Consider the following 21,162-nt stretch of genomic DNA (forward strand, 5'->3'; position numbering starts at 1 on the left):
CCGCAGTAGGCCCCGCCACCCCTGTCGATCGTGGACTGGCGGGGCCCTCTGCTATCCGTCAGCGCTCAGTCGTCACTCGCCGCCGCCGGTGTCGCCGCCCGCTCGGCGGCGCTGCGGACCACACAGAATTCGTTGCCCTCCGGATCGGCGAGCACCGCCCAGCCCGTACCGTCGGCGTGCCGCCAGTCGGCGACCAGGCTGGCCCCGAGGCCGAGCACTCGCTCGATCTCCTCGTCCCGGGTCCGGTCGACCGGTTCCAGGCAGATGTGCAGCCGGTTCTTGGTCACCTTGTCCTCGGGCACCGCTTGGAAGAACAAATTCGGGGTGGCGTCGTCCGGCGGCAGCAGGGCCGCCTCGGGGTCACCCGGGACGTCCTCGGCGTGCCGGGCGTACCCGAGCACGGCCGACCAGAAGCCCGCCAGGGCGTACGTGTCGTGAGAGTCGAAGCTGATGTTGCGGATCCGTGGATACACGGGTGTTCCCTCCGAGCTGGATGGGGACGCTCCGCTCCCGGGGGTCAGCCGGCGTGCACCCGGGGCGCGGAGTCAACAGTGGTGGACATTCGACGCACCCCCTCTCGCGCTCGAGCCGACGCGGTGATCTTTCCATCGGTCGAACAGCGCCCGCAACCCCGTTCAGCCAGGAATGGGCACCGCGTCGGTCACCGCCGAGGCGCCAGCCGACGGCAGCGTGACCGTCACCTCCAAGCCACCGCCGGGCTGCGCGATCACCCGGACCGTGCCGCCGTGCGCGTTGCACACCGCCCTGACGATGGACAGCCCCAGGCCCGAGCCTCGGGCCCCGGTCCGTTCCCGGCCCCCACGCCGGAACGGCTCGAACAGCCCCGGAACGTCGGCCTGGTCGACCTCGAAGCCGGTGTTCCCCACCACCAGCCAGGAGCGCTGGCCGTCCGAGCCGGTCCGCACCCAGAGCCGGCCGTGCAGATGGTTGTAGCGGACCGCGTTCTCGATCAGGTTGCCGGCGAGCCGGTCGAGCAGCCCCGGGTCGCCGACCACCGGCGCGGACTCCAGCGAGGTCTGCACCCGCAGGCCGATCCGGTCCACCTCGCGACGCATCGCCGACAGCGCGTTGGCCGTGCCGGCGGCGAGGTCGCATTCGGTACGCCGGCCGAGCGACCGCCCGGCCTGCGCCTCGCTGCGGGCCAGCACCAGCAGCGCGTCCACCAGCCCGTTGGCCCGCTCGGAGGCGTCCCGCACCACGGTCGCCATCCGGCGGTACTCGGCGGCGTCCGCCTCGTCGTCGCTGAGCGTCACGTCGATCTCGGTACGCATCACCGCCAGCGGCGTTCGCAGCTCGTGCGAGGCGTTCGCCACGAAGCGGCGCTGCGCCTCGAAGGCCGCCGCGATCCGATCCAGCATCGCGTCGAACGTCTTGGCCAGCTCGGCCACCTCGTCGTCCGCCCCGGAGTACCCGATCCGCTGGTCCAGGGTGGCCTCGCCGAGCCGCTGCGCGGTGGCGGTGACCTGGTGCAGCGGACGCAGCGCCCGGCCGGCGACCGCGTACGCCCCGGCCACTCCCACGACACTGATCGCGAGCAGCGCCCCCAGCCCCTTGGCGAGCAGCTCGCCGGAGGCGGCGTCGACCAGTTGCCGCTGCCACTGCGCGGCGTCGAGCGAACGACCGTCGGCCAGCACCACGATGGTCCCGGGCTGCAACTCGTCGGTCGGACGCAGCGCGTCGCGGACGAGCAGCCAGGCCAGCAGCACGAGGATCGCGCCCGCGCCGACCAGCAGCACGCCGTTGAGCAGGGTCAGCCGCAGCCGCAGGGTCGGGCGCAGCCGGCGGCTCACGCGCCCACCTCGGCCGTCCGGTAGCCGGCCCCGACCACCGTCTCGATCAGTGGCGGGTCGCCGAGCTTCTTGCGCAACGTCATCACGGTGACCCGAACGATGGTGGTGAACGGGTCGGTGTTGGCATCCCAGACCCGTTCCAGCAGCTCCTCGCTCGAGACCACCGCGCCGCGCGCCTTGAGCAACTCGCTGAGCACCCCGAACTCCTTGTTGGTCAGGTCGACCGGCACACCGGCGCGGGTGGCGACCCGACGGGCCGGATCGAGCACCAGATCGGCCAGTTCGAGCACCGGCGGCGCGGCCGGTGTGGCCCGCCGGCCCAGCGCCTGCACCCGGGCGACCAACTCGTCGAAGGCGAACGGCTTGGGCAGGTAGTCGTCCGCGCCGAGCTGCAACCCCTCCACCCGGTCGGCCACCGTGCCGCTCGCGGTGAGCATCAGCACCCGGGTCAGTGCCCCGGAGGCCGCCAGGTCGGCGCAGATCTGGTCGCCGTGCACGCCGGGCAGGTCGCGGTCCAGCACGACCACGTCGTACCGGGTGACGAACGCAGCCTCGTGGCCCGCGTCGCCGTCGTACGCCACGTCGACCGCCATCCCCCGCTTACGCAATCCCCGCGCGATCGCGTCGGCGAGGTTGCGCTCGTCCTCCACCACCAGTACCCGCATCCCCGGCCTCCTCGCTGCTGACCACCGCCAACCTAGTGCCGGTCGGCAAACCATCGTCCCTCGCGGCCCGCGCCGGTCGGCGTTGCGGACCACCCGGGCGTACGCGATGCTTCGGGCACCGAGCGACGGACGGGGACGTTCCATGATCACCGCGGCAGCACCCTCCCGGCGGGACATCGCCTACCGGCGTTTCCTCCTACCGACGGACCGAACCGCCGGCACGGGCGACAGCCCGACGGATCGCGCCACCGGCGCGGGCCACGACCTGCACGGCGGTGACCGGGAGCTGGCCCCGGGCGACGCCGGTCGGCCGGTGCTCCGGGACAGTTGGACGACGCCGCCGGTGCGGGTCGGCTTCCCGATCGCCGAGGTGGTGCCGTCCTGGACGGCCGACACCCCGGACGGCTGCTGGATCGAGGTCGAGCTGCGCGGCTGGCACGACGACGCGCCCAGCACCGACTGGTACGTGCTGGCCCGCTGGGCGGCCGACGACCGCGCGGTCCAGCGCACCTCGGTGCCCGGGCAGGGCGACGGTGACGCCCGGGTGGACTGCGACACGCTGATCGTGACCGGGGCGACGGTCACCGGCTGGCAGGCCCGGGTGACCTCGTACCGGCCGGTGGGCAGCCCGGCTGGCCCGGTGATACGCAGCCTCGGCGCGGTCGCCACCGGCAGCACCGTGCCCGCGGCGACCCACGAGCCGGAGCACGGCACCGGAACGGAGCGCAGTGCCGGGCGCGGGACCGTGTTGGACGTGCCCCGCTACTCACAGCGGCTGCACGCCGGCCAACACCCGCAGTGGGGTGGCGGCGGCGACTCGTGGTGCAGCCCCACCTGCACCACGATGGTGCTCGCCTACTGGGGTGCCGCGCCGGCCGCCGAGCGCTACGCCTGGGTGGAGCCGCCCGGCCCGCGTCCGGCGGTGGTGCACGCCGCCCGGCACTGCTACGACCACGCGTACGCCGGGGCCGGCAACTGGCCGTTCAACACCGCGTACGCCGGCCTGCACGGGGTGGACGCGTTCGTCACCCGACTGCGGTCGCTGACCGAGGCCGAGGCGTTCGTCGCCGCCGGCATCCCGCTGATCGTCTCGGCTGCCTACCGTGCCGACGAGGTGCCGGGCCTGGCCTACGACACCAAGGGGCACCTGTTGGTGCTGGTCGGCTTCACCGCCGACGGCGACCCGGTGCTCAACGACCCGTACGCGCCCGACGACGACGGGGTGCGGCGCACCGTGCCACGGCAGCCGTTCGAGGCGGCCTGGCAGCGGGGCAGCGGTGGGGTGACGTACGTGCTGCGGCCGGCGTCGGTGCCGCTGCCTCCGCCGCCGACCCAGGCCAACTGGTAGTCACTTCGGCACCTGCCACAGCCCGTACGAGCCGTCCGCCCGCTGGCACAGCACCCGACCGACGCTCGCGTAACAGTTTCCGCGGGCATCCGGAAGCACGTCCAGCGTGCGTACCGCCCCGGCGTCGACGTCCAGCCCGACGGCGAGCAGCCCGCCGTCGGGACGTGGGCGCAGGCCGACCAGCGGGTTTCCCGGGTCGGACCCGGCCAGCTCCCACCGGCCCAACTCGGCCAGCACCCGCCCGGTCGGCGGGTCGAGCACGACCAGTTGCTGCGGGCCGGCGGGGCCGATGCTGTCGTTGGTGGTGGCCACGAGCCGGCCGCCGGACGGAAACATCCACCCCCAGCGGTCGCTGCTCCAGAGCGTCCGACCGGCCGTGTCGAGCACCACCTGTTCACCGGTCGGTCGCTGCAGGCAGATGACCGGGCCACAGTCCGACGCGTACGACTCGTCGTCGGTGGGCAGCCGCCAGCGCTCGTCCAGCCGGTCCATCCCGTACGCGGTGACCGTGGCCGGCACCCCACCGATGGCGATCAGCAGGTCGCCGACCACGTGCACGCTCGCGTACGCCGTGCCGCCGGGCGCACGCAGCTCCGCGCGGCTCAGCACACTGCCGGTGGTCGCGTCGCGCACCTCGACCGACCCGTCCGCGCCGCTGCGTACCAAACGGTCCACCCCGGCCTCGGCGTAGCGGTAGCTGATCTCGCCCACGGCGTTGGGCAGCTGCCACCGCGTCGTGCCGCAGCAGGGGTCGACCGCCCGGCCGACCGTCCCCGTGTCGGAGATGAGTTGCAACAGCACATTGCCGTCGGCCAGCTCGATGGCGCCGCCCGGCTGGTGCCACCCGACCGCCCCGGTCTCCCGGTCCAGCGCCACGGTCTGGGTGCCCGTATCTGCCAGGTTGTCCTGATGGGCGCTGACCAGCAGCCTCCCGGCCAGCGGCGTCACCCCCCACCTGTCTCCGTCCACCGGCAACAGCGTCTGCCAGGCCGGTTCGCCGCTGGGCAGTCGGTAGGCGGTCATCCGTCGCTGCGCCGACTCGGCGGTGGTCTGGTCCACGACCAGGACCAGGTCGTCGGCGACCAGGACGTCGGCGCCCGGCCGGACCGGCAGCGTCACCACGGCCCGCTGCGGCAGCGGCACGGCGGCGACGAGAGTGACGAACGCGAGCAGCAGCACCAACGCGCCGCGCAGTCGCCGACCGTAGGCGCGGGGCGGGCGCGCCGAAGCCGGCTCGTCCCGGACCACGCCGAGCTCAATGATCGACACCAACCGTCCTCTCGTCGCCGGGCACACTAGGCCGGCGGGTCACCTCCGGCAAACCGACCGTGAGCGCACCGGCCCGGCAAATGCGACGCACGCTCGCCTGTACGATGGCGCGTCGTGGCTGTGCCGGTGGTAGAACCTTCGCTGAATTCCGTGACCGACGTCGACCCGGGCGAGGTCGAGTCGACGCGACGGCTCCGGCGCCGCCCGGTCCGCGCCGACCTGTTGGCAGTCGGAGCCTATGTGCTCCTCGGCGTGTTCGTCTGCCTCAACTATTGGGGCGACGTCGAGGGTCGGGTCTCCTCGCACCTGCCGACCGACCACAGTTGGTTCGAGTGGCTGTTCGCGCACGGCGCGTACTCGGTGCGGCACCTGGAAAATCCACTCTTCACGGCCCAGCAGAACGCCCCGGACGGGGTGAACATGATGGCCAACACCTCGCTGCTCGGGGTGACGCTGCCGCTGGCCCCGCTGACCATGCTGCTCGGCCCGCAGGTGATGTACGCGCTCTACCTGGGCGCGGCGTTGGCGGCCACCGCCGGCACCGCGTACTGGATGCTCTCCCGGCACCTGGTGCGCTCCCGGGCGGCGGCCTTCGTCGGCGGCGCGTTCCTCGGCTTCGCGCCGGGGATCATCCACCACGCCAACGGGCAGCCCAACTTCGTGTCCAACTTCCTGCTGCCGCTGATCGTGGTGCGGGTGCTGCGGCTGGGCGAGCCGGGCCGGTGGCGGCGCAACGGGCTGGTGCTCGGGCTGCTGGTGGCGTACCAGATCTTCATCAATGAGGAGATGCTGCTGCTCACCGCGCTGGGCTGCCTGGTCGTCGTGCTGGCGTACATCGTGCAGCGGCCGGCGGCGGCGCGGGCCGCGGCCGGCCCGTTCGTGGCCTCCCTCGGCGTCGGCGGCGGCCTGGCTCTGCTGCTCGCGGCCTACCCGATCTGGTTCCAGTTCAACGGCCCGCAGTCCTACCGGGGCCTGCAGGGCGGCGTCTTCCACAACTGGGGCGAGGACCTGGCCGCCTTCGTCACGTTCGCCCGCGACACCTGGGCCGGTGACCCGGCGGTGGAGCAGACGATCGGGTTGACCGAGCAGAACACCTGGTTCGGCTGGCCGCTGGTGCTGCTCTCGGTGGTGGCCCTGGTGCTGCTCGTACGCCGGTCGCTGGCCGCCCGGATCGTCGCGGTGCTGGTCGTGGTCTTCACCGTGGCCGCGATCGGGCCGTGGGTGCGGTTCGACGGGGAGCTGACCGGCGTGCGCGGCCCCTGGTCGTACGTGCCGGACGACCTGCCGCTGGTCGAGATGATGATGCCGACCCGGTTGACGCTGGTGGTGGCCGCCGCGGTGGGCGTGCTGCTCGCGCTGGCCTGGGACGCCGTGTCCCGCCAGGGCCGGCCGGTGGCCGCCCCGCCCCGGGTCCCGGCCCCGCGTACCGGCGAACCGGCGACGACGACCGAGCCGGTGGCGGCCGAGAAGCCGGGTCCGTCGCGTCGACGGTGGCTGCGCCCGGTGGGGTACGCGGCGATCACCCTCGCCGTGCTGCCGCTCTTCCCCCGGCCGCTGCCCGCCCAGCAGATCGACCCGCCGCCGCACTTCATCACCGCCGGTGGCTGGCGGCCGTACGTGCCGGCGGGCCGGACCCTCGTGCCGGTGCCGATCCCGAGCAACGTGCACGGTCTGCCGACGCTGCGCTGGAGCGCGTTGACCGGGCAGGAGTTCCCCATCCCCGGTGGCTACTTCATCGGCCCGAACGAGGTGGGCGAGGGGGTCTTCGGCGCGCCGAACCGGCCGACCAGCAGCCTCATCTACTCCACGATGGACGCCAACGCCGTACCGGCGCTCACCGACGAGAACCGCCGCCAGGCCATCGAGGACCTGCGGTTCTGGCGGGCGTCGGTGGTGGTGCTCGGTGCCAACCCGCGCGAGGCGGTGCTGCGCGAGCTGGTCACCGCCCTGATCGGGCCGCCGCAGCGGGTCGACGACGTCTGGGTCTGGGACGTCCGCGCGCAGGTGGGCTAGTCAGCCGCCGAGGTAGCGCACGTCCCACATCCACCCGCCGTCGACCGGCCGACCCGGGCCGAGCAGGTCCTCGACGGTCCGGCGCACCGGCTCGACGTGGGTCTGCCGGCCGAGCACCACGAGCGCGGCGCGCCAGTGCCGCAGGTCCTCGACGGCCTGCCGGCGGTCGGCGTCGGTGAGCACCGGCACCGTGCCGGTGTCGGCGACCCGGCGCAGCAGCACGGCCGTGGGCCGGTCCGGGGCGCCCCAGCGGGCCGTCGGGTCGTCCGGGCCGCTCGGCCCGATGAAGTACCCACCCGGCGCGCGGAACGCCAGCCCGGTGCGGGCGGACCAGAGCATCACCGGGCTCAGCGCGGCGCCGGTGACCGGGGGCACCGCGACCACGGTCCGGCCGGGCGGCACCAGCGGCCGCCAGCCGCCGTCGGTGACGAACGGCGGCACCGGCGCGACCGGCACCACCCGGATGGGCGTCGGGACCAGGGGCAGCAGCGCGGCGGCCACCGCGCCGGCCCACAGCAGCCGCACCGGCAGCCCCGGCGCGGCCGGCGGGCGGCGCGCCGCCCGGACCCGGTCCAGGGACAGCGCCACCAGTACGCCCAGCACCGGCACGCAGACCAGCGCGAACCGGGCCGGCACCGCGAGGTCGAGCAGCGGCAGCCCGGCGACCAGCCGGTACGGCCCCGGGATGCCGGTGGCGGTCCCGTCCACCCGCAGCTCGGCGCCGAGCGAGAGCAGGGCGAAGACCAGGGCGCAGACCGCCAGCGCGCGCACCAGCGGTCGCCGCCACAGCCAGATCACGATCACCACGGCGAGCACGAGCAGCCCGGGGCCGAAGAACGAGTTCTCCTCCGTCGGATTCGGCGACAGCAGCCCCGGCAGCCAGTCGTCACCGAGCACGGTCTGCCGGGCCGAGGCGGTGAACGACGCCGCGTCCAACTGGAAGCCGTGCGCGGCGAACGCCATTCCCGAGTAGTGCTGCGGGCCGTGGAACTGGAACCACAGCGGGTACGCCAGCAGCGTCGCCGCCACCAGGGCCGCCACCCCGAGCCGACCGAACAGGGCCGGCGCGAGCCGCCGTGCCGCCACCCGGTCGGCGAGCGCGTAGCCCACCGCGAACACCCCGGCGGCGAGCGCCAGGAAGACCAGCACCTCCTCGCCGATGAAGACCTGCCAGACGAGCAACAGTCCCAGGCCGACGCCGGACCGCCAGACGCCACCGCGTCGCCGCTCCTCGGTGGAGCCCTTGTCGGGGCGGAACACCAGGGCGAGGATCGCGGGCACCAGGAACTGCGCGGCCACGTGCAGGTGCGCACCCGCCTGGGCGATCATGCCGGGGGCGAAGCCGCAGATCAGCCCGCCGACCGCCGCCGCGGACCGGGCGGTGACCAGCCGGCGGCGCAGCAGCGCGTACCAGGCCGTGGCAGTGCCGGCGAGGCAGCAGACGACCGCCACGCAGAACGCCGCCTGCGAGCCGAAGAGCAGGGTGACCGGGGTCAGCGGGACACCCAGGCCGAGCACCGAGGTGTTCGCCATCAGGTTGACGCCGTCCGGCGCGTTCAACGCGGTGCTGTAGAGCGGGTTCTCGCCCTCGACCACGGCGTGCGCCGCGTGGGCCAGCATCCACTCGAAGAGGACCTGGTCGCCGGCCTGGTGGAACAGCCGCCACGGGTGGCCCCACTGCGCGCTGGTCAGCAGCACGGCCAGGCCCAGATAGCCGGCCACCACGAGCGCGTCCCGGAGCCAGGCCGGCCGGGACCGGCGGGGCGTCGTCGGGGACACCGTCGCCGGGGAGGCCGTCCCGGTGGTCATCAGGCCGATCGAGCGGTCAGCGTCCGCACGTCCCAGACCCAGACGTCCAGCTCCCGGCGGCCGGGGCCGACCAGCTCCTCGACGGTACGCCGCAGCGGATCGGCGTTCTGCTGCCAGACCGGCAGCACGAGGATCGCCGCCTGCCAGTGCCGTAGTTCGTCGACGCAGCGGCGGCGCTGCCGGTCGTCCAGCTTCGGCGTCCGGCCGGTGGTCGCCACCTCCTCGAGCAGCTGACCCACCCCGCTGGGCCGCCCGCCGAACCGGCCGCGGTCACCGGTGTTGCCGTTGCGGGGGGCGAGGAAGTAGCCACCGGGGATCTTGAAGTCGAGGTTCGTGGCCGCCGCCCAGCGCATGCCGTGCGTGTTTCCCATGCTGGGCACCGGGATCGGCACGAGCGTCTGGTCCGGGCCGACGTACGCCCGCCAACGGTCGGCGGTGATGAACTTCGGCACCGGCGGCCGGGAGACCATGCGCAGCGGCATCGGAGCGACCGGCAGCAGCGCGAACGCCAGGCCGGCGGCGGTGAGCATCCGCACGGTACGCCGGTCGGGCACGCGCAGCGCCGAGGCCCGCTCGACGGCGAGCGCGAGCAGCAGGCCGATCACCACGCTGGTGATCAGGCCGAACCGGGTCGGCACCACGGCGTCCAGCAGCGGCAGGTGAACCAGCAACTGCCAGGGCCCGGTGAACAGCTCCCGGTCCCACCACGACACCCGCTCGCCGAGGGAGAGCACGGCGAAGAACGCGCCGGTCACCGCGAGCGCCCGGACCATCAACTCCCGTCGCAGCCAGACCACTATGCCGACGGTGATCAGCGACAGGGTCCAGCCGAAGAAGGCGTTCTCCTCGGAGTAGTTCGGCGCCAGGTTGATGTTGGCCCGCTGGTTTCCACCGAGGGTGGGCGAGCCCGGGGCGAAGAAGGCGGCGATGTTGTTGCCGTAGTCCTGCACCGCGTCGCTCAACCCGTGGTACGCCATCGGCCCGGCGAACTGCACGTACAGCGGGTACGCCAGCAGCCCTCCGGCCAACACCGCGCAGGCCACCAATCCGATGCTCAACGGTCGCCAGGCCGCCGACCAGCGGGCCGGCTCCTGGGCGAGCACCGCGAGCAGGAAGACCCCGCAGGCCAACGCCGTGAAGAGCAGGATCTCCTCGTTGATGAACGCCTGCGCGGTGACCAGCAGGGCGAGCACCAGACCGTCGCGGATCGGCCGGCGGGACCGGGTCAGCACCAACACCCGCCAGACGATGAACGGCAGCAGGAACTGGCTGATGATGTTCGGGTGCCAACTGGCGTGCGAGAGCATCGCCGGGGAGAACCCGCAGAACCAGCCGCCGACCGCCGCCGCGAGCGGGGTACGCACCAGGTTGCGGGAGAGCATGAGGTACCAGGCCATCGCGGTCCCGGCGAGCCCGAGCGTCACCAGCACCACGAAGGACACCGCCGGCCCGAACAACAGAGTCACCGGCACCATCGGGATGCCGAGCGCCAGCACGGCCGTGTTGGCCATCAGGTTGACGCCGTCGGGGTAGTTGAACTGCTCGGTGTAGAACGGGTACTCGCCGTGCAGCACCACGCGTACCGAGTGGGCGAGGAAGAACTGCACCTGGGCCGGGTCGCCGGTGTAGAGCGACGCCACGCGCCCGGCGGGGTCCAACCAGATCCGGCTGGTCACCCAGAGCGCGGTCAGCAGGAAGAGCCCTCCAACGGCCAGGTGCTGCCGGCGCCGGTTCCATCGACGCCACCAGGCCCGGGTCGGTGCCACCGCGTCGGCGTCGGCGGGCGCCGTCGGCTCAGCGGGCGCCGTCGGCTCAGCGGGCGCCGTCGGCTCGGCGGGCGCCGTCGTCGGGGCGGCCGGCTCGGCCAGCGCGGCGTCGTCGGTCGCTTCCGCCGGCGCCGTCGGCACAGCGGGCGCCGTCGGCTCAGCGGGCGCCGTCGTCGGGGCGGCCAGCGCGGCGTCGTCGGTCGCTTCCGCCGGCGCAGCGGACGTGCCGGTCATCGCGGCGGGACCGGCGAGGATGCCGACCGGGGTGCGGTAGCTCACCGTCTCGTCGGGGCCGGCCGCCGCCTCCGGGTGCGGCGCGGGCAGGGCGCGGGACTCGGCAGGCGTCACAGTCGGCGGAGTCTACCCGAGCGGCGAAAAGGCATCCAAAGCCCCGGGCAGGTCCACAGTGGTGGGTGGACCGGTGGCCAGATGCGGAATCGCGTCGGACATCTCGTACTATGGCGCTTTCCGACAGGCGACGGCGAGGCGATCGGGGGCGGATCAGGTGACTCCAGGCCGCCGACTTGGTGGGACGCTCACCGTCCTGCTGAGCACGCTGTTGGCCGGCACCGCGTGCGGCCCGGTCGCCGACCGGCAGCCGCAGAACCTGCGGGTCGGGTACGACAGCCTGGACGGTTCGCTGGCGGTCTGGCCTCCTCGGGGCGACCTGTCCGGCGACGCTGCCGCGACGTCGGCGGTCACCGACGCCGTCCGCGACTGGCGGTCTCCGGACGACGACCGGGCGCATCTGCCCTCCTCCGGCATCCTCTTCTCCGGCCGGGTCGACGGCACCCCGGTGGCCCTGGTGGCCGCCGACGTGCCCGGTGAGAGCGCCTCCTGGCTGCTGCAGCTCACCCGCGAAGGCGACCGGTACGAGGTCACCCGCGCCACCGACTACACCGACCCCGGCTACCTGGTCTACTCCGACGTGCTGCCCGTGCAGGCCGCCGGGGGCCGGCGTTACCTGGTCTCCGGCCGGGTGCAGCGACTCCTCGGGCCGGAGGGCCGTGCGCTGGCCATCGCCGACGGCCTCAGCGCGCCGGCCAACGTGCCGGCCTGCGCGGCGGTTCCCGTGACGGCGACCCTGCTGGCCACCGAGTCCCTGCCCCGAGGGCGGGCCGCCGACCGACTGCTCGACCTGGGCACCGGCACCGTCGATCCGCGCTACCCGCTGGTCCGCGACGAGTCCGGCGCGGGCAAGCGGGCGCTCACCGGCCTGGACACCTGCGTGCTGGCCGGCGACCGGGGCCCGTTCGGCAGCATCCCGCGCCGAATCGGTGACCGGGACGCGCCGCGATCGGTGCCGACGTCCTGGCCGATGGCGAAGCTCACGGTCCGTTCGCTCGGCGAGGTCGCCCTCGGCGGCGGTGAGCCGGCCGAGTTGCAGCAGCTCAGTTGGGACACCGACGCCGGCACGATGACCGCGGTGGTCTACCGCCCGGCGGATGGGAGCGCCCCGGTCGTCTCACCGGCCGACCGGGCCACTCCGCTGCAGACGTACGAGCTGCCGGTGCCCGGTCAGCCCCTGGTGGTGCTGAGCTGGCGGGCCAACCGGGACAGCTCCCTGTCGGTGCCGCCCGGTACGCCGCTGTTGGTGGAGCGACCCGGGCTGGCGGTGGTGCCGGCGCCGGAGCGCTCGGGAACGTTCAGCCTCGCCGGCCCGGACAAGACGCACTACCGGTCAGTCGCGGGCCGCTAGCCCACACCCACTCCCCGCGCCCGACTCCCCGCGTCGACTCCCCGCGTCGATCTAGGGGAAATCGTGGTGAGTTGACCTCTGGCAACAACGATTCGCCCTAGATCGACGCGACGCAGGCGCGACGCCGGGGCGACGCAGGCGCGACGCAGGCGCGACGCAGGCGCGACGCAGGCGCGACGCAGGCGCGACGCAGGCGCGACGCAGGCGCGACGCAGGCGCGACGCAGGCGCGACGCAGGCGCGACGCAGGCGCGACGCAGGCGCGACGCAGTGCGGGCGGCCCGAGGATCGGGCCGCCCGCCGTCGTACTCGTCAGTTCTGTGCGGCCGCGTCGCTGGCGGTGAGCTGGACCGGCGTGCCGTCCAGACCGGAGATCCAGCCGGTGACGTCGCGCGCCACGTCCTGCGCGGTGAGGCCGAGGTCGGCGAGGATCTGCGCCCGCGTGCCGTGCGGGTGCCAGTCCGCGGGCACCCCGAGGTCGCGCATCGGCACCCGGACGTCGGCGTCGCGCATCGCCTGGGCGAGCGCGCTGCCCACCCCGCCGACCCGGACGCCGTCCTCGACGCTGACCACGAGCCGGTGGCCGGCGGCCAGCTCGACCAGCTCCTCCGGAATCGGACGGACCCACCGGGGGTCGACCACGGTGACGCCGTAGCCCTGCTCGGCGACCCGGGCGGCCACCTCCATGCCCAGGTGGGCGAAGGAGCCGACGGCGACCAGCAGCACGTCGGTACGGGCCGACTCGGCCAGCACGTCGACCGGGCCGACCCGGCGCAGCGCCGGCAGGTCTGCGGCGACCGAGCCGGTCGCGAAGCGCACCACCGTCGGGCCGTCGTCGATGGCCACCGCCTCGCGCAGCTCCTCGCGCAGCGTGGCGGCGTCCCGCGGGGCGGCGATCCGCAGCCCGGGCACCACCCCGAAGACCGACATGTCCCAGATGCCGTAGTGGCTGGGGCCGTCCGGGCCGGTGATGCCAGCCCGGTCCAGCACGAAGGTCACCGGCAGCTTGTGCATCGCCACGTCCAGCAGGACCTGGTCGAACGCGCGGTTGAGGAAGGTGGCGTAGACGGCCACCACCGGGTGCAGACCGCCGAGCGCCAGACCGGCCGCCGAGGTGGCGGCGTGCTGCTCGGCGATGCCCACGTCGTACACCCGCTCGGGGTACTTGCGGGCCAGCTTGGCGATGCCGGTCGGCTCGGCCATCGCGGCGGTGATGCCCACCACGTCCGGCCGCTCGTCGGCGATGGCCAGCAGCTCGTCGGCGAAGACGTGGGTCCACTTCACCGACGGGGCGGCCAGCAGCGCGCCGGTCTCGACGTCGAAGGCGCTGCCGGGGCCGTGCAGGCAGTCCGCCTCGTCCTCCTCGGCTGGGCGGTAGCCGTAGCCCTTGCGGGTCACCGCGTGCACGATCACCGGGCCGCCGAAGTTCTTCGCCGCGCGCAGCGCCGACTCGACCGCCGCCACGTCGTGCCCGTCCACCGGGCCGACGTACTTGATGCCGAGATCCTCGAACATGGCCTGCGGTGCGACCGCGTCCTTGATGCCCTTCTTGACCGCGTGCAGCACCTCGTACATCGGCTTGCCGACCAGCGGCGTGGAGCCGAGGGCGTCCTTGACGGTGTCGAGGACCCGCTCGTAGCCGGGGTTGAGCCGCAGCGAGGAGAGGTGGTCCGCCAGGCCACCGATGGTCGGCGAGTAGGAACGGCCGTTGTCGTTGACCACGATCACCAACGAGTTGCCGGCGGTGGCGATGTTGTTGAGCGCCTCCCAGCACATGCCACCGGTCAGCGCGCCGTCACCGACCACGGCCACCACGCTGCGCGCCTCACCCCGGAGGGCGTACGCCTTGGCGAGGCCGTCGGCGTAGGACAGCGCGGTGGAGGCGTGCGAGTTCTCGATCAGGTCGTGCTCGCTCTCCGCCTGGCTGGGGTAGCCGGAGAGACCGCCACGCTGGCGCAGCTTGTCGAAGCCGGCCTGCCGGCCAGTGAGGATCTTGTGTACGTACGCCTGATGCCCGGTATCGAACAGGAGCCGGTCCCGGGGGGAGTCGAAGACCCGGTGCATGGCCAGCGTCAGCTCGACCACACCGAGGTTGGGCCCGACGTGGCCGCCGGTACGAGAGACCTTGGTGATCAGAAAGTCGCGGATCTCCGCGGCGAGAACGTCCAGTTCCTCGACGGACATCCGCTTGACGTCCTGCGGACCACGCACCGTCCCCAGAAGCCGACCCTGGTTGCCCGCGTCCTCTTCAACACTCATGACCCGAGAGTCTATCGGCCGCCCGATACTTCGCAGCCTGGCCTGCGCATCGCACGCTCCGACCCGGCCCCTGCCCGCCGGTCGTAGCACCGGCCGGCCGACCGCACCGGCGATCGGCCGCGTGCCCGGTCAGAACCGGCTGCGCCGCTGGTCAGGCCCGGACGCGCAGTCGGCGCGGCCAGTCCGCCGGCGCCTCGGCGGGTGCCGGCACGGCCGGCGTCCAGGAGCCGAGCGCCGCACCCCGGGTGGCGCCGGTCACCGTCGGGATCGCCCCGGGCTGGCCGTGCCAGGACAGCCAGCCGAGCAGCGCGAAGGCGTACGCCTTCCTGGCCTGCGCGGGCACACCAAGCTCGTCGGTGCCGCGCAGCCGCCACCGGCCGGCGCCCCGAGCGGCGAGCCGGCCCACCGGATCAGCGCCCGGCGGGCGGGAGCAGCAGGCCGACCAGCTCGACGTGCTGAGTCATCGGGAACAGGTCGAAGCCGCGCAGCGCGGCCAGCCGCCAGCCCAGCCCGGTGAAGGTGCGGACGTCCCGGGCGAAGGCGGCCGGATCGCAGGCCACGTACGCGATGGCGCGCGGGCCGACGGCGGCCAGCGCGCGGACCACCGGGGCACCGGCTCCGGCGCGCGGCGGGTCGAGCACCACCACGTCGACCGGCCCGGTGATCCGTCGGCGGGCCAGCGCGGTCTCCACCTTGGCCGCCACCACCTCGACGCGGGGCAGATCGGCCAGGTTCTCCCGGGCGGCGGCGACGCTCTGCTCGGCCGCCTCCACCAGGGTCACCCGGCCGGTACCCACCCGGTCGGCCAGCGCGGCCGCGAACAGCCCCGCCCCGCCGTAGAGGTCCCAGGCCGACTCGCCCGGTCGCGGGTCGAGCAGCTCCAGCACCGCGGTGACCAGGGTCTCCGCCGCCGCCGGGTGCACCTGCCAGAAGGCGGACGCGGGCAGCGTCCAGTCCCGGCCGGCGGCCACCTCGCGGACCACGGTCGGCCCGCTCACCTGGGTGGTCACGCCGTGGCGGACCTCGGCGACGGTCACGTCTCCGCCGGTGCTGGCGACGGTCTCCACCGCGTCGGCGGCCGGCCAGTGCGCGCCGGTCGGCGTGAGCACCGGCAGTTGCTGGATGGCGGGGTGGGCGATCAGGCAACGGTCGATCGGCACCACCTCGTGCGAGCGGTGCTTGAGCAGGCCGGCCCGGTCCGCCGCGTCCACCGCGTAGCGGACCCGCGAGCGCCAGCCCAGCGAGCCGCCGGGCAGCGCCTCGACCTGGATGACGAGCTGCTCCAGCTCGGCGTCGGTCAGCCCGCCGAGGCGGACCAGCTGTTCGCGTACCACGGCGGTCTTCCAGGCGAGCTGCGCGTCCGGCGCGACATGTTGCAGGTCGCAGCCGCCGCAAAGACCCGGCTTCGCGTACGGGCAGGGCGGCTCGACCCGGTCCGGTGAGGGCTCCAGCACGGTCACCGCGTCGGCCCGGACGAACCCCTTGTGCACCTCGGTGACCTCGACGACCACCCGCTCGCCCGGCAGTGCGTGCCGGACGAAGACCACCTGCCCGTCCACCCGGGCCACGCAGTGCCCGCCGGGGGCGACCGCGTCGACGGTCAGCTCGACCCGGTCCGTCTCGGCCAGGCCACGCACCGCCTCGACGGCCTGCCCCAGGGGCTCCTCGGCCCGCGTCACATCCGGCTCAGTCACGGCCGGTCCCGATCGGGCCGCTCTCGACCGGACCGCCCTCGACCGGATCGCTCTCGCCGGGGCCGCTCGCACCGGGCGGCACGGGAGCCACCGACGGCAGGGTGCCGCGGGGGTTGACCCGCGGACCACGCGCCGGGCCCCGGGACAGCGTGGCGTCGAGCCGGTCCAGGTTCTTGCTCGCGGTCGAGGCGAGCTGCCACGGCACGCTGACCACCATCACCCCCGGTTCGAAGAGCAGGCGGCCCTTGAGGCGCAGCGCGCTCTGGTTGTGCAGCAGGTTCTCCCACCAGCGCCCGACCACGTACTCGGGGATGAAGACGGTGACCACGTCCCGGGGCGACTTGCGGCGGGTGGAGGCCACGAAGTCCAGGATCGGCCGGGTGATCTCCCGGTACGGCGAGTCGATCACGGTGAGCGGGATGGCCATGTCCCTCCGCTCCCAGTCGGCCTGCAGATCGCGGGTGTCCTTGTCGTCCACGTTCACCGTCACCGCGGTCAGCGTGTCCGGTCGGGTGGCCCGGGCGTACGCGATGGCCCGCAGGGTCGGTTGGTGCAGCTTGCTGACCAGCACGATCGCGTGGTTACGGGCGGGCAGCACGGCCCGGCCCTCGTCCGGCGGGGTCAGCTCGGTGGCGACCCGGTCGTAGTGCCGGCGGATGCCCAGCATCAGCACGTAGATCACCGCCATCGCGGCGATCGCGATCCAGGCCCCGAGCAGGAACTTGGTGATCAGGACGATCACCAGCACCGTACCGGTCAGACCCATGCCGAAGGTGTTGATGGCCCGGGAGCGGTGCATCCGGCGCCGCGCCTCCGGATCCCGCTCGGTCTTCAGGTGCCGGTTCCAGTGTCGGATCATGCCGGCCTGGGAGACGGTGAACGAGACGAAGACCCCGACGATGTAGAGCTGGATGAGTCGGGTCACCTCGGCCTGGAAGCCGACGATCAGCACGATCGCGAAGACGGCGAGGAAGCTGATGCCGTTGGAGAAGGCCAGCCGGTCGCCCCGGGTGTGGAACTGGCGGGGCAGGTAGCGGTCCTGGGCGAGGATCGAGCCGAGCACCGGGAAGCCGTTGAACGCGGTGTTCGCGGCCAGGAAGAGGATGAGCGCGGTCATCCCGGCCACCACGTAGAGCAGGAACGAGCCGGAGCCGAAGACCGTCTCGCCGAGCTGGGTGGTGACCGTCTTCTGCACGTACCCCTCGGGGCCCGAGACGATCTGGAGGGCCGGGTCCTCGACGAACTGCAGGTGGGTCAGCCGGGCCAGCCAGATGATCCCGACGAGCAGGCTCACGGCGATCGCACCCAGGAGAAGCAGCGTGGTGGCGGCGTTGCGGCTCTTCGGCGCCTTGAACGCCGGCACGCCGTTGGAGATCGCCTCGACACCGGTGAGCGCGGCGGCGCCCGAGCTGAACGTCCGCAGCAGCAGGAAGATCAACGCGAAGCCGGTCACGCTGTGCTCGGCCTGGATGACCAGGTCGGCGCTGGGCGCACGGAGGTCCTCACCCAGCACGAAGACCCGGAACAGCCCGGTGCACAGCATCCCACCCATCACGATCACGAAACCGTAGGTGGGGATGGCGAACGCGGTGCCCGACTCGCGCAGCCCTCGCAGGTTGACGGCGGTCAGCAGGACCACGGCGATCACCGCGATCATGACCTTGTGGGTGGCCACGAACGGCACCACCGAGCCGAGGTTGGCCACGCCGGACGAGACCGACACGGCCACCGTGAGCACATAGTCGACCAGCAGGGCGCTGGCCACCCCGACACCGAACTTCGGGCCGAGGTTGACGGTGGCCACCTCGTAGTCGCCGCCCCCGGACGGGTAGGCGTGCACGTTCTGCCGGTAGCTGGCCACCACCGTGAGCATCACCACGACCACGGCCAGCGCGATCCACGGGGAGAACAGAAACGCCGAGGCGCCGGCGATGGAGAGGGTCAGCAGGATCTCGTCGGGCGCGTACGCGACGCTGGACAGCGCGTCGGAGGCGAAGACGGGCAGCGCGATGCGCTTCGACAGAAGGGTGTGCTCGAGCCGGTCGGACCGGAACGGTCGACCGAGGAGGAGTCGCTTCAGCAGCGAGGTGGGACTGGCCACGAACGCCAAGAGTACGACCACCACGACGAGGGTGCGGGGGTGGGCGATCTCGACCGGCCGGGACGACGCGGTACCGTCGGTCCCCGCTCCCGACCGGGACGTGGCAGGCTCGCACTCGGAGGCCACCGTCAGCGGGAGCGGTACGCACCTTTGGGAGGGACAGCGTGCACGTCGTGATCATGGGATGTGGCCGGGTCGGCTCGACCCTCGCCCACAGCCTGGAGTCCCGGGGGCACTCGGTGGCGGTGATCGACCAGGACGCCGACGCCTTCCGCCGGCTCGGCCCCGACTTCGCCGGCATCACGGTGACCGGGGCGGGCTTCGACGGCGACGTGCTCCGGCAGGCCGGCATCGAGCGGGCGGACGCCTTCGCGGCCGTCTCCAGCGGCGACAACTCCAACATCATCTCCGCCCGGCTGGCCCGGGAGACGTTCGGCGTGTCCCGGGTCGCGGCACGGATCTACGACCAGCGCCGCGCGCAGGTCTACGAGCGGCTGGGCATTCCCACCGTGGCGACCGTGCGGTGGACGGCTGACCGGATGCTGCGGCACCTGGTGCCGGAGGGCAACGTGGAGATCTTCCGCGACCCCACGAGCACCGTGTCGATCGTCGAGGTCCCCGTGCACAAGGACTGGATCGGCCGGCCGGTGCGCGCGCTGGAGGAGAAGTCGGGCGCCCGGGTGGCCTATCTGATCCGCTTCGGCATCGGCACGCTGCCCACCGCCTCCACCGTCGTACAGGAGGGTGACCAGGTCTTCATGCTGGTCAGCGACGACATCGCGGCGACGGTCACGACGGTGGCGGCGACGCCGCCGGAAGGGGGGCACTGAGCCATGCGGATCGCCATCGCGGGCGCCGGCAACGTCGGCCGCTCGATCGCCCAGGAGCTGATCGACAACGGCCATCAGGTGATGCTGATCGAGCGCCAACCCAAGATGCTCCGCCCGGACCGGGTGCCGACCGCCGAGTGGGTGCTGGCCGACGCCTGTGAGCTGGCCAGCCTGGAGGAGGCCAACCTCGCCGGCTGCGACGTGGTGGTCGCCGCCACCGGCGACGACAAGGTCAACCTGGTGGTGTCGCTGCTGGCCAAGACCGAGTTCGCGGTGCCCCGGGTGGTCGCCCGAGTCAACCGGGCCGAGAACGAGTGGTTGTTCACGGAGCAGTGGGGCGTGGACGTCGCGGTGAGCAAGCCGCGGGTCATGGCCGCCCTGGTCGAGGAGGCGGTCACCGTCGGCGACCTGGTCCGGCTGATGACCTTCCGGCAGGGCGAGGCGAACCTCGTCGAGATCACCCTGCCGCCGACCGCGCCCTACGTCGGTCAGCCGATCCGCGCCGTGCCACTGCCCCGCGACGCCGCGCTGGTGGCGATCCTGCGCGGCAAGCGCGTCCTGGTGCCCAGCCCGGACGACTCGATCGAGGTCGGCGACGAGCTGGTCTTCGTCTGCACCGCCGAGGTGGAGGACGAGGTCCGCGCGGTGATCCTCGGCCCGGACAGCGTGGAACGGACCCGCGGCTCACGCTGAGCAGCGGTGCCGAAGGGCCCCGGCGGGCCCGGCGCTCAGGCGCCGGGCAGCGGGGTCGGTTGCGGCTCCCGGGTGACCCGGCGCACCGTCCAGACCGTGATCAGCAGCAGCAGCGCGTACGGCGGGTAACCCAGCGCCAGCCGGGCCACGCCCAGCGCGGTGTCCTGGTGGGCCAGGTAGAGCCCGGCCTGCACGCCCACCTTGGCCAGCCACACCACACCCCAGAGCACGGTCAGCTGGGTGAAGGTGCGCACCAGCTTCGGGTCGTCACGCCACTCGGCGCGGCCCTTGGCCACCAGCACCGACCAGATCCAGCCCACCAGCGGCTGCTTGATGGCCGCCGAGATCAGCAGCGCGACGCCGTAGCCGATGCCGTAGAGGATGCCGGGGAGGTAGAAATCCCGCTCGTTGCCGGTGCGCCAGGCGATGGCCGCGCCGACACCGACGCCGAACAGCCCGTTGACGGCGTGCCGGATCGGGCGACGCTGAGCCAGCCGCAGCCCCGCGATGAGCAGCGCGACGACCACCGACGCGATCACCGCGGGCCGCAGCTCGCCGATGATGTTGGCGACGACGAAGACCACCACCGGGATGCTGGACTCGACCAGCCCCCGCCAGCCGCCGAGCTGGTCGGCCATCTGCTCGGCGATCGTCGGCAGTCGCTCGTCGTCCTCTGGGCCGGTCTCCGGCTGCGCTGCCCGGTGCTGTCCCGTCGTCATCGCCGGCCTTCCGTCCGCGGTGCCCGTCACTTCGGCGAGTCCAGCTCGTAGTACGGGTTGTAGATGACCTTGCGGTCGTCGCGCACCGCGACCCGGCCACGGGCGGTCAGGTGGCGCCCCGGCTCGATGCCGGCGATGTGCCGCCGGCCCAGCCAGACCAGGGTGACCACGTCGCTGCCGTCGTACAGGTCGGCCTCGAGGGTGGGCAGGTTGGTCCGCGGCGTGTAGACCACGGTGCGCAGCCGGCCGGCCACCGAGACCAGCTGACCCCGGGAGCACTGCTGGGCCGGGATGCCGCCGCACTCGGCGCTCTCCCGGCGCAGCTCCTGCGCGTCGATCTCGGCCTCGCTGGCGGTGAACCGTTGCAGGATGCGCCGCAGCGACACCTTGCTCTCGTCGGTCGTCATGACCTCCGCGTCACCCTCTCCACGCTCACCGGCCTTGGCCGGGACTGGCCCAGCACCGGCGACGCCGGAACCGTGCCGCC

Annotated in this window: 17 protein-coding genes; 5 read left to right on the top strand and 12 right to left on the bottom strand. The window is 73.3% G+C overall.

Going from position 1 to position 21,162, the window contains the following annotated elements; genetic code table 11:
• Window positions 1-65: 65 nt before the first annotated feature.
• From V6V47_RS03965 to V6V47_RS03975, 3 genes are all read right to left on the bottom strand, one after another.
• On the bottom strand, window positions 66-473 hold the full coding sequence (locus V6V47_RS03965; RefSeq protein WP_334626578.1) for a VOC family protein: 408 nt from the start codon (window positions 471-473) through the stop codon (window positions 66-68).
• Between the two features lie 162 nt (window positions 474-635).
• Entirely contained in the window at window positions 636-1,811 is a 1,176-nt protein-coding gene (locus V6V47_RS03970; RefSeq protein WP_334626579.1) for a sensor histidine kinase, read from the bottom strand.
• Window positions 1,808-2,476, bottom strand: a complete 669-nt coding sequence (locus tag V6V47_RS03975; RefSeq protein ID WP_088951539.1) for a response regulator transcription factor — start codon at window positions 2,474-2,476, stop codon at window positions 1,808-1,810. The genes V6V47_RS03970 and V6V47_RS03975 overlap by 4 nt, the downstream gene beginning before the upstream one ends.
• 142 nt (window positions 2,477-2,618) lie before the next feature.
• On the opposite strand from V6V47_RS03975, the gene V6V47_RS03980 reads away from it, so the two are divergent.
• Window positions 2,619-3,824, top strand: a complete 1,206-nt coding sequence (locus tag V6V47_RS03980) for a peptidase C39 family protein (RefSeq protein ID WP_334626580.1) — start codon at window positions 2,619-2,621, stop codon at window positions 3,822-3,824.
• Here V6V47_RS03980 and V6V47_RS03985 read toward each other — a convergent pair whose 3' ends face one another.
• The gene (locus V6V47_RS03985) at window positions 3,825-5,093 is read right to left on the bottom strand and encodes an outer membrane protein assembly factor BamB family protein (protein ID WP_334626581.1); all 1,269 of its coding nucleotides are present in this window, start codon (window positions 5,091-5,093) and stop codon (window positions 3,825-3,827) included. It abuts the gene before it with no gap.
• Between the two features lie 141 nt (window positions 5,094-5,234).
• On the opposite strand from V6V47_RS03985, the gene V6V47_RS03990 reads away from it, so the two are divergent.
• Window positions 5,235-7,106, top strand: coding sequence for a hypothetical protein (locus V6V47_RS03990; RefSeq protein WP_334626629.1), 1,872 nt, complete (start codon window positions 5,235-5,237; stop codon window positions 7,104-7,106).
• On the opposite strand, the gene V6V47_RS03995 is transcribed toward V6V47_RS03990, so the two are convergent.
• On the bottom strand, window positions 7,107-8,915 hold the full coding sequence (locus V6V47_RS03995) for a hypothetical protein (RefSeq protein ID WP_334626582.1): 1,809 nt from the start codon (window positions 8,913-8,915) through the stop codon (window positions 7,107-7,109).
• Window positions 8,915-11,029 (bottom strand): hypothetical protein, encoded by a 2,115-nt coding sequence (locus tag V6V47_RS04000; protein WP_334626583.1) that lies wholly within the window; start codon window positions 11,027-11,029, stop codon window positions 8,915-8,917. Before V6V47_RS04000 ends, V6V47_RS03995 begins: the two co-directional genes overlap by 1 nt.
• A 157-nt stretch (window positions 11,030-11,186) precedes the next feature.
• Between V6V47_RS04000 and V6V47_RS04005 the strand changes: the two genes are divergently transcribed.
• Window positions 11,187-12,380: a hypothetical protein gene (locus V6V47_RS04005; RefSeq protein WP_442934178.1), complete on the top strand. Its 1,194-nt coding sequence runs from the start codon at window positions 11,187-11,189 to the stop codon at window positions 12,378-12,380.
• 311 nt (window positions 12,381-12,691) lie between these two features.
• On the opposite strand, the gene dxs is transcribed toward V6V47_RS04005, so the two are convergent.
• From dxs to V6V47_RS04025, 4 genes are all read right to left on the bottom strand, one after another.
• The gene (gene dxs, locus V6V47_RS04010; RefSeq protein WP_334626584.1) at window positions 12,692-14,638 is read right to left on the bottom strand and encodes a 1-deoxy-D-xylulose-5-phosphate synthase; all 1,947 of its coding nucleotides are present in this window, start codon (window positions 14,636-14,638) and stop codon (window positions 12,692-12,694) included.
• 151 nt (window positions 14,639-14,789) lie between these two features.
• Window positions 14,790-15,044, bottom strand: a complete 255-nt coding sequence (locus V6V47_RS04015; RefSeq protein ID WP_334626585.1) for an anhydro-N-acetylmuramic acid kinase — start codon at window positions 15,042-15,044, stop codon at window positions 14,790-14,792.
• A 4-nt stretch (window positions 15,045-15,048) separates the two neighbouring features.
• A complete protein-coding gene (locus V6V47_RS04020) occupies window positions 15,049-16,275 on the bottom strand; it encodes a class I SAM-dependent RNA methyltransferase (RefSeq protein ID WP_442934182.1) in 1,227 nt (408 codons plus the stop codon).
• 49 nt (window positions 16,276-16,324) lie between these two features.
• The gene (locus V6V47_RS04025; protein WP_334626632.1) at window positions 16,325-18,433 is read right to left on the bottom strand and encodes an APC family permease; all 2,109 of its coding nucleotides are present in this window, start codon (window positions 18,431-18,433) and stop codon (window positions 16,325-16,327) included.
• Between the two features lie 164 nt (window positions 18,434-18,597).
• Between V6V47_RS04025 and V6V47_RS04030 the strand changes: the two genes are divergently transcribed.
• Together V6V47_RS04030 and V6V47_RS04035 are read left to right on the top strand one after the other, a co-directional pair.
• Entirely contained in the window at window positions 18,598-19,263 is a 666-nt protein-coding gene (locus V6V47_RS04030) for a potassium channel family protein (protein WP_334626586.1), read from the top strand.
• A 3-nt stretch (window positions 19,264-19,266) separates the two neighbouring features.
• Complete coding sequence (locus tag V6V47_RS04035) at window positions 19,267-19,956, top strand: potassium channel family protein (protein WP_334626587.1); 690 nt, start codon at window positions 19,267-19,269, stop codon at window positions 19,954-19,956.
• A 35-nt stretch (window positions 19,957-19,991) separates the two neighbouring features.
• On the opposite strand, the gene V6V47_RS04040 is transcribed toward V6V47_RS04035, so the two are convergent.
• Window positions 19,992-20,675 carry a DUF3159 domain-containing protein gene (locus V6V47_RS04040; protein ID WP_334626588.1) on the bottom strand — a complete coding sequence of 228 codons (684 nt, stop codon included), beginning with the start codon at window positions 20,673-20,675 and terminating at the stop codon, window positions 19,992-19,994.
• Between the two features lie 26 nt (window positions 20,676-20,701).
• Window positions 20,702-21,082 (bottom strand): OB-fold nucleic acid binding domain-containing protein, encoded by a 381-nt coding sequence (locus V6V47_RS04045; RefSeq protein ID WP_334626589.1) that lies wholly within the window; start codon window positions 21,080-21,082, stop codon window positions 20,702-20,704.
• Between the last annotated feature and the right edge of the window lie 80 nt (window positions 21,083-21,162).

Origin of the sequence: Micromonospora sp. CPCC 205539, assembly GCF_036906815.1 — a bacterium.
Classification (GTDB): Bacteria; Actinomycetota; Actinomycetes; order Mycobacteriales; family Micromonosporaceae; genus Micromonospora.

Coding starts and splice junctions, on each gene's coding strand:
- V6V47_RS03975 (WP_088951539.1), bottom strand. CDS start 2,476: ATGCGGGTACTGGTGGTGGAGGACGAGCGCAACCTCGCCGACGCGATC.
- V6V47_RS03980 (WP_334626580.1), top strand. CDS start 2,619: ATGATCACCGCGGCAGCACCCTCCCGGCGGGACATCGCCTACCGGCGT.
- V6V47_RS03995 (WP_334626582.1), bottom strand. CDS start 8,915: ATGACCACCGGGACGGCCTCCCCGGCGACGGTGTCCCCGACGACGCCC.
- dxs (WP_334626584.1), bottom strand. CDS start 14,638: ATGAGTGTTGAAGAGGACGCGGGCAACCAGGGTCGGCTTCTGGGGACG.
- V6V47_RS04035 (WP_334626587.1), top strand. CDS start 19,267: ATGCGGATCGCCATCGCGGGCGCCGGCAACGTCGGCCGCTCGATCGCC.
- V6V47_RS04040 (WP_334626588.1), bottom strand. CDS start 20,675: ATGACGACGGGACAGCACCGGGCAGCGCAGCCGGAGACCGGCCCAGAG.
- V6V47_RS04045 (WP_334626589.1), bottom strand. CDS start 21,082: ATGACGACCGACGAGAGCAAGGTGTCGCTGCGGCGCATCCTGCAACGG.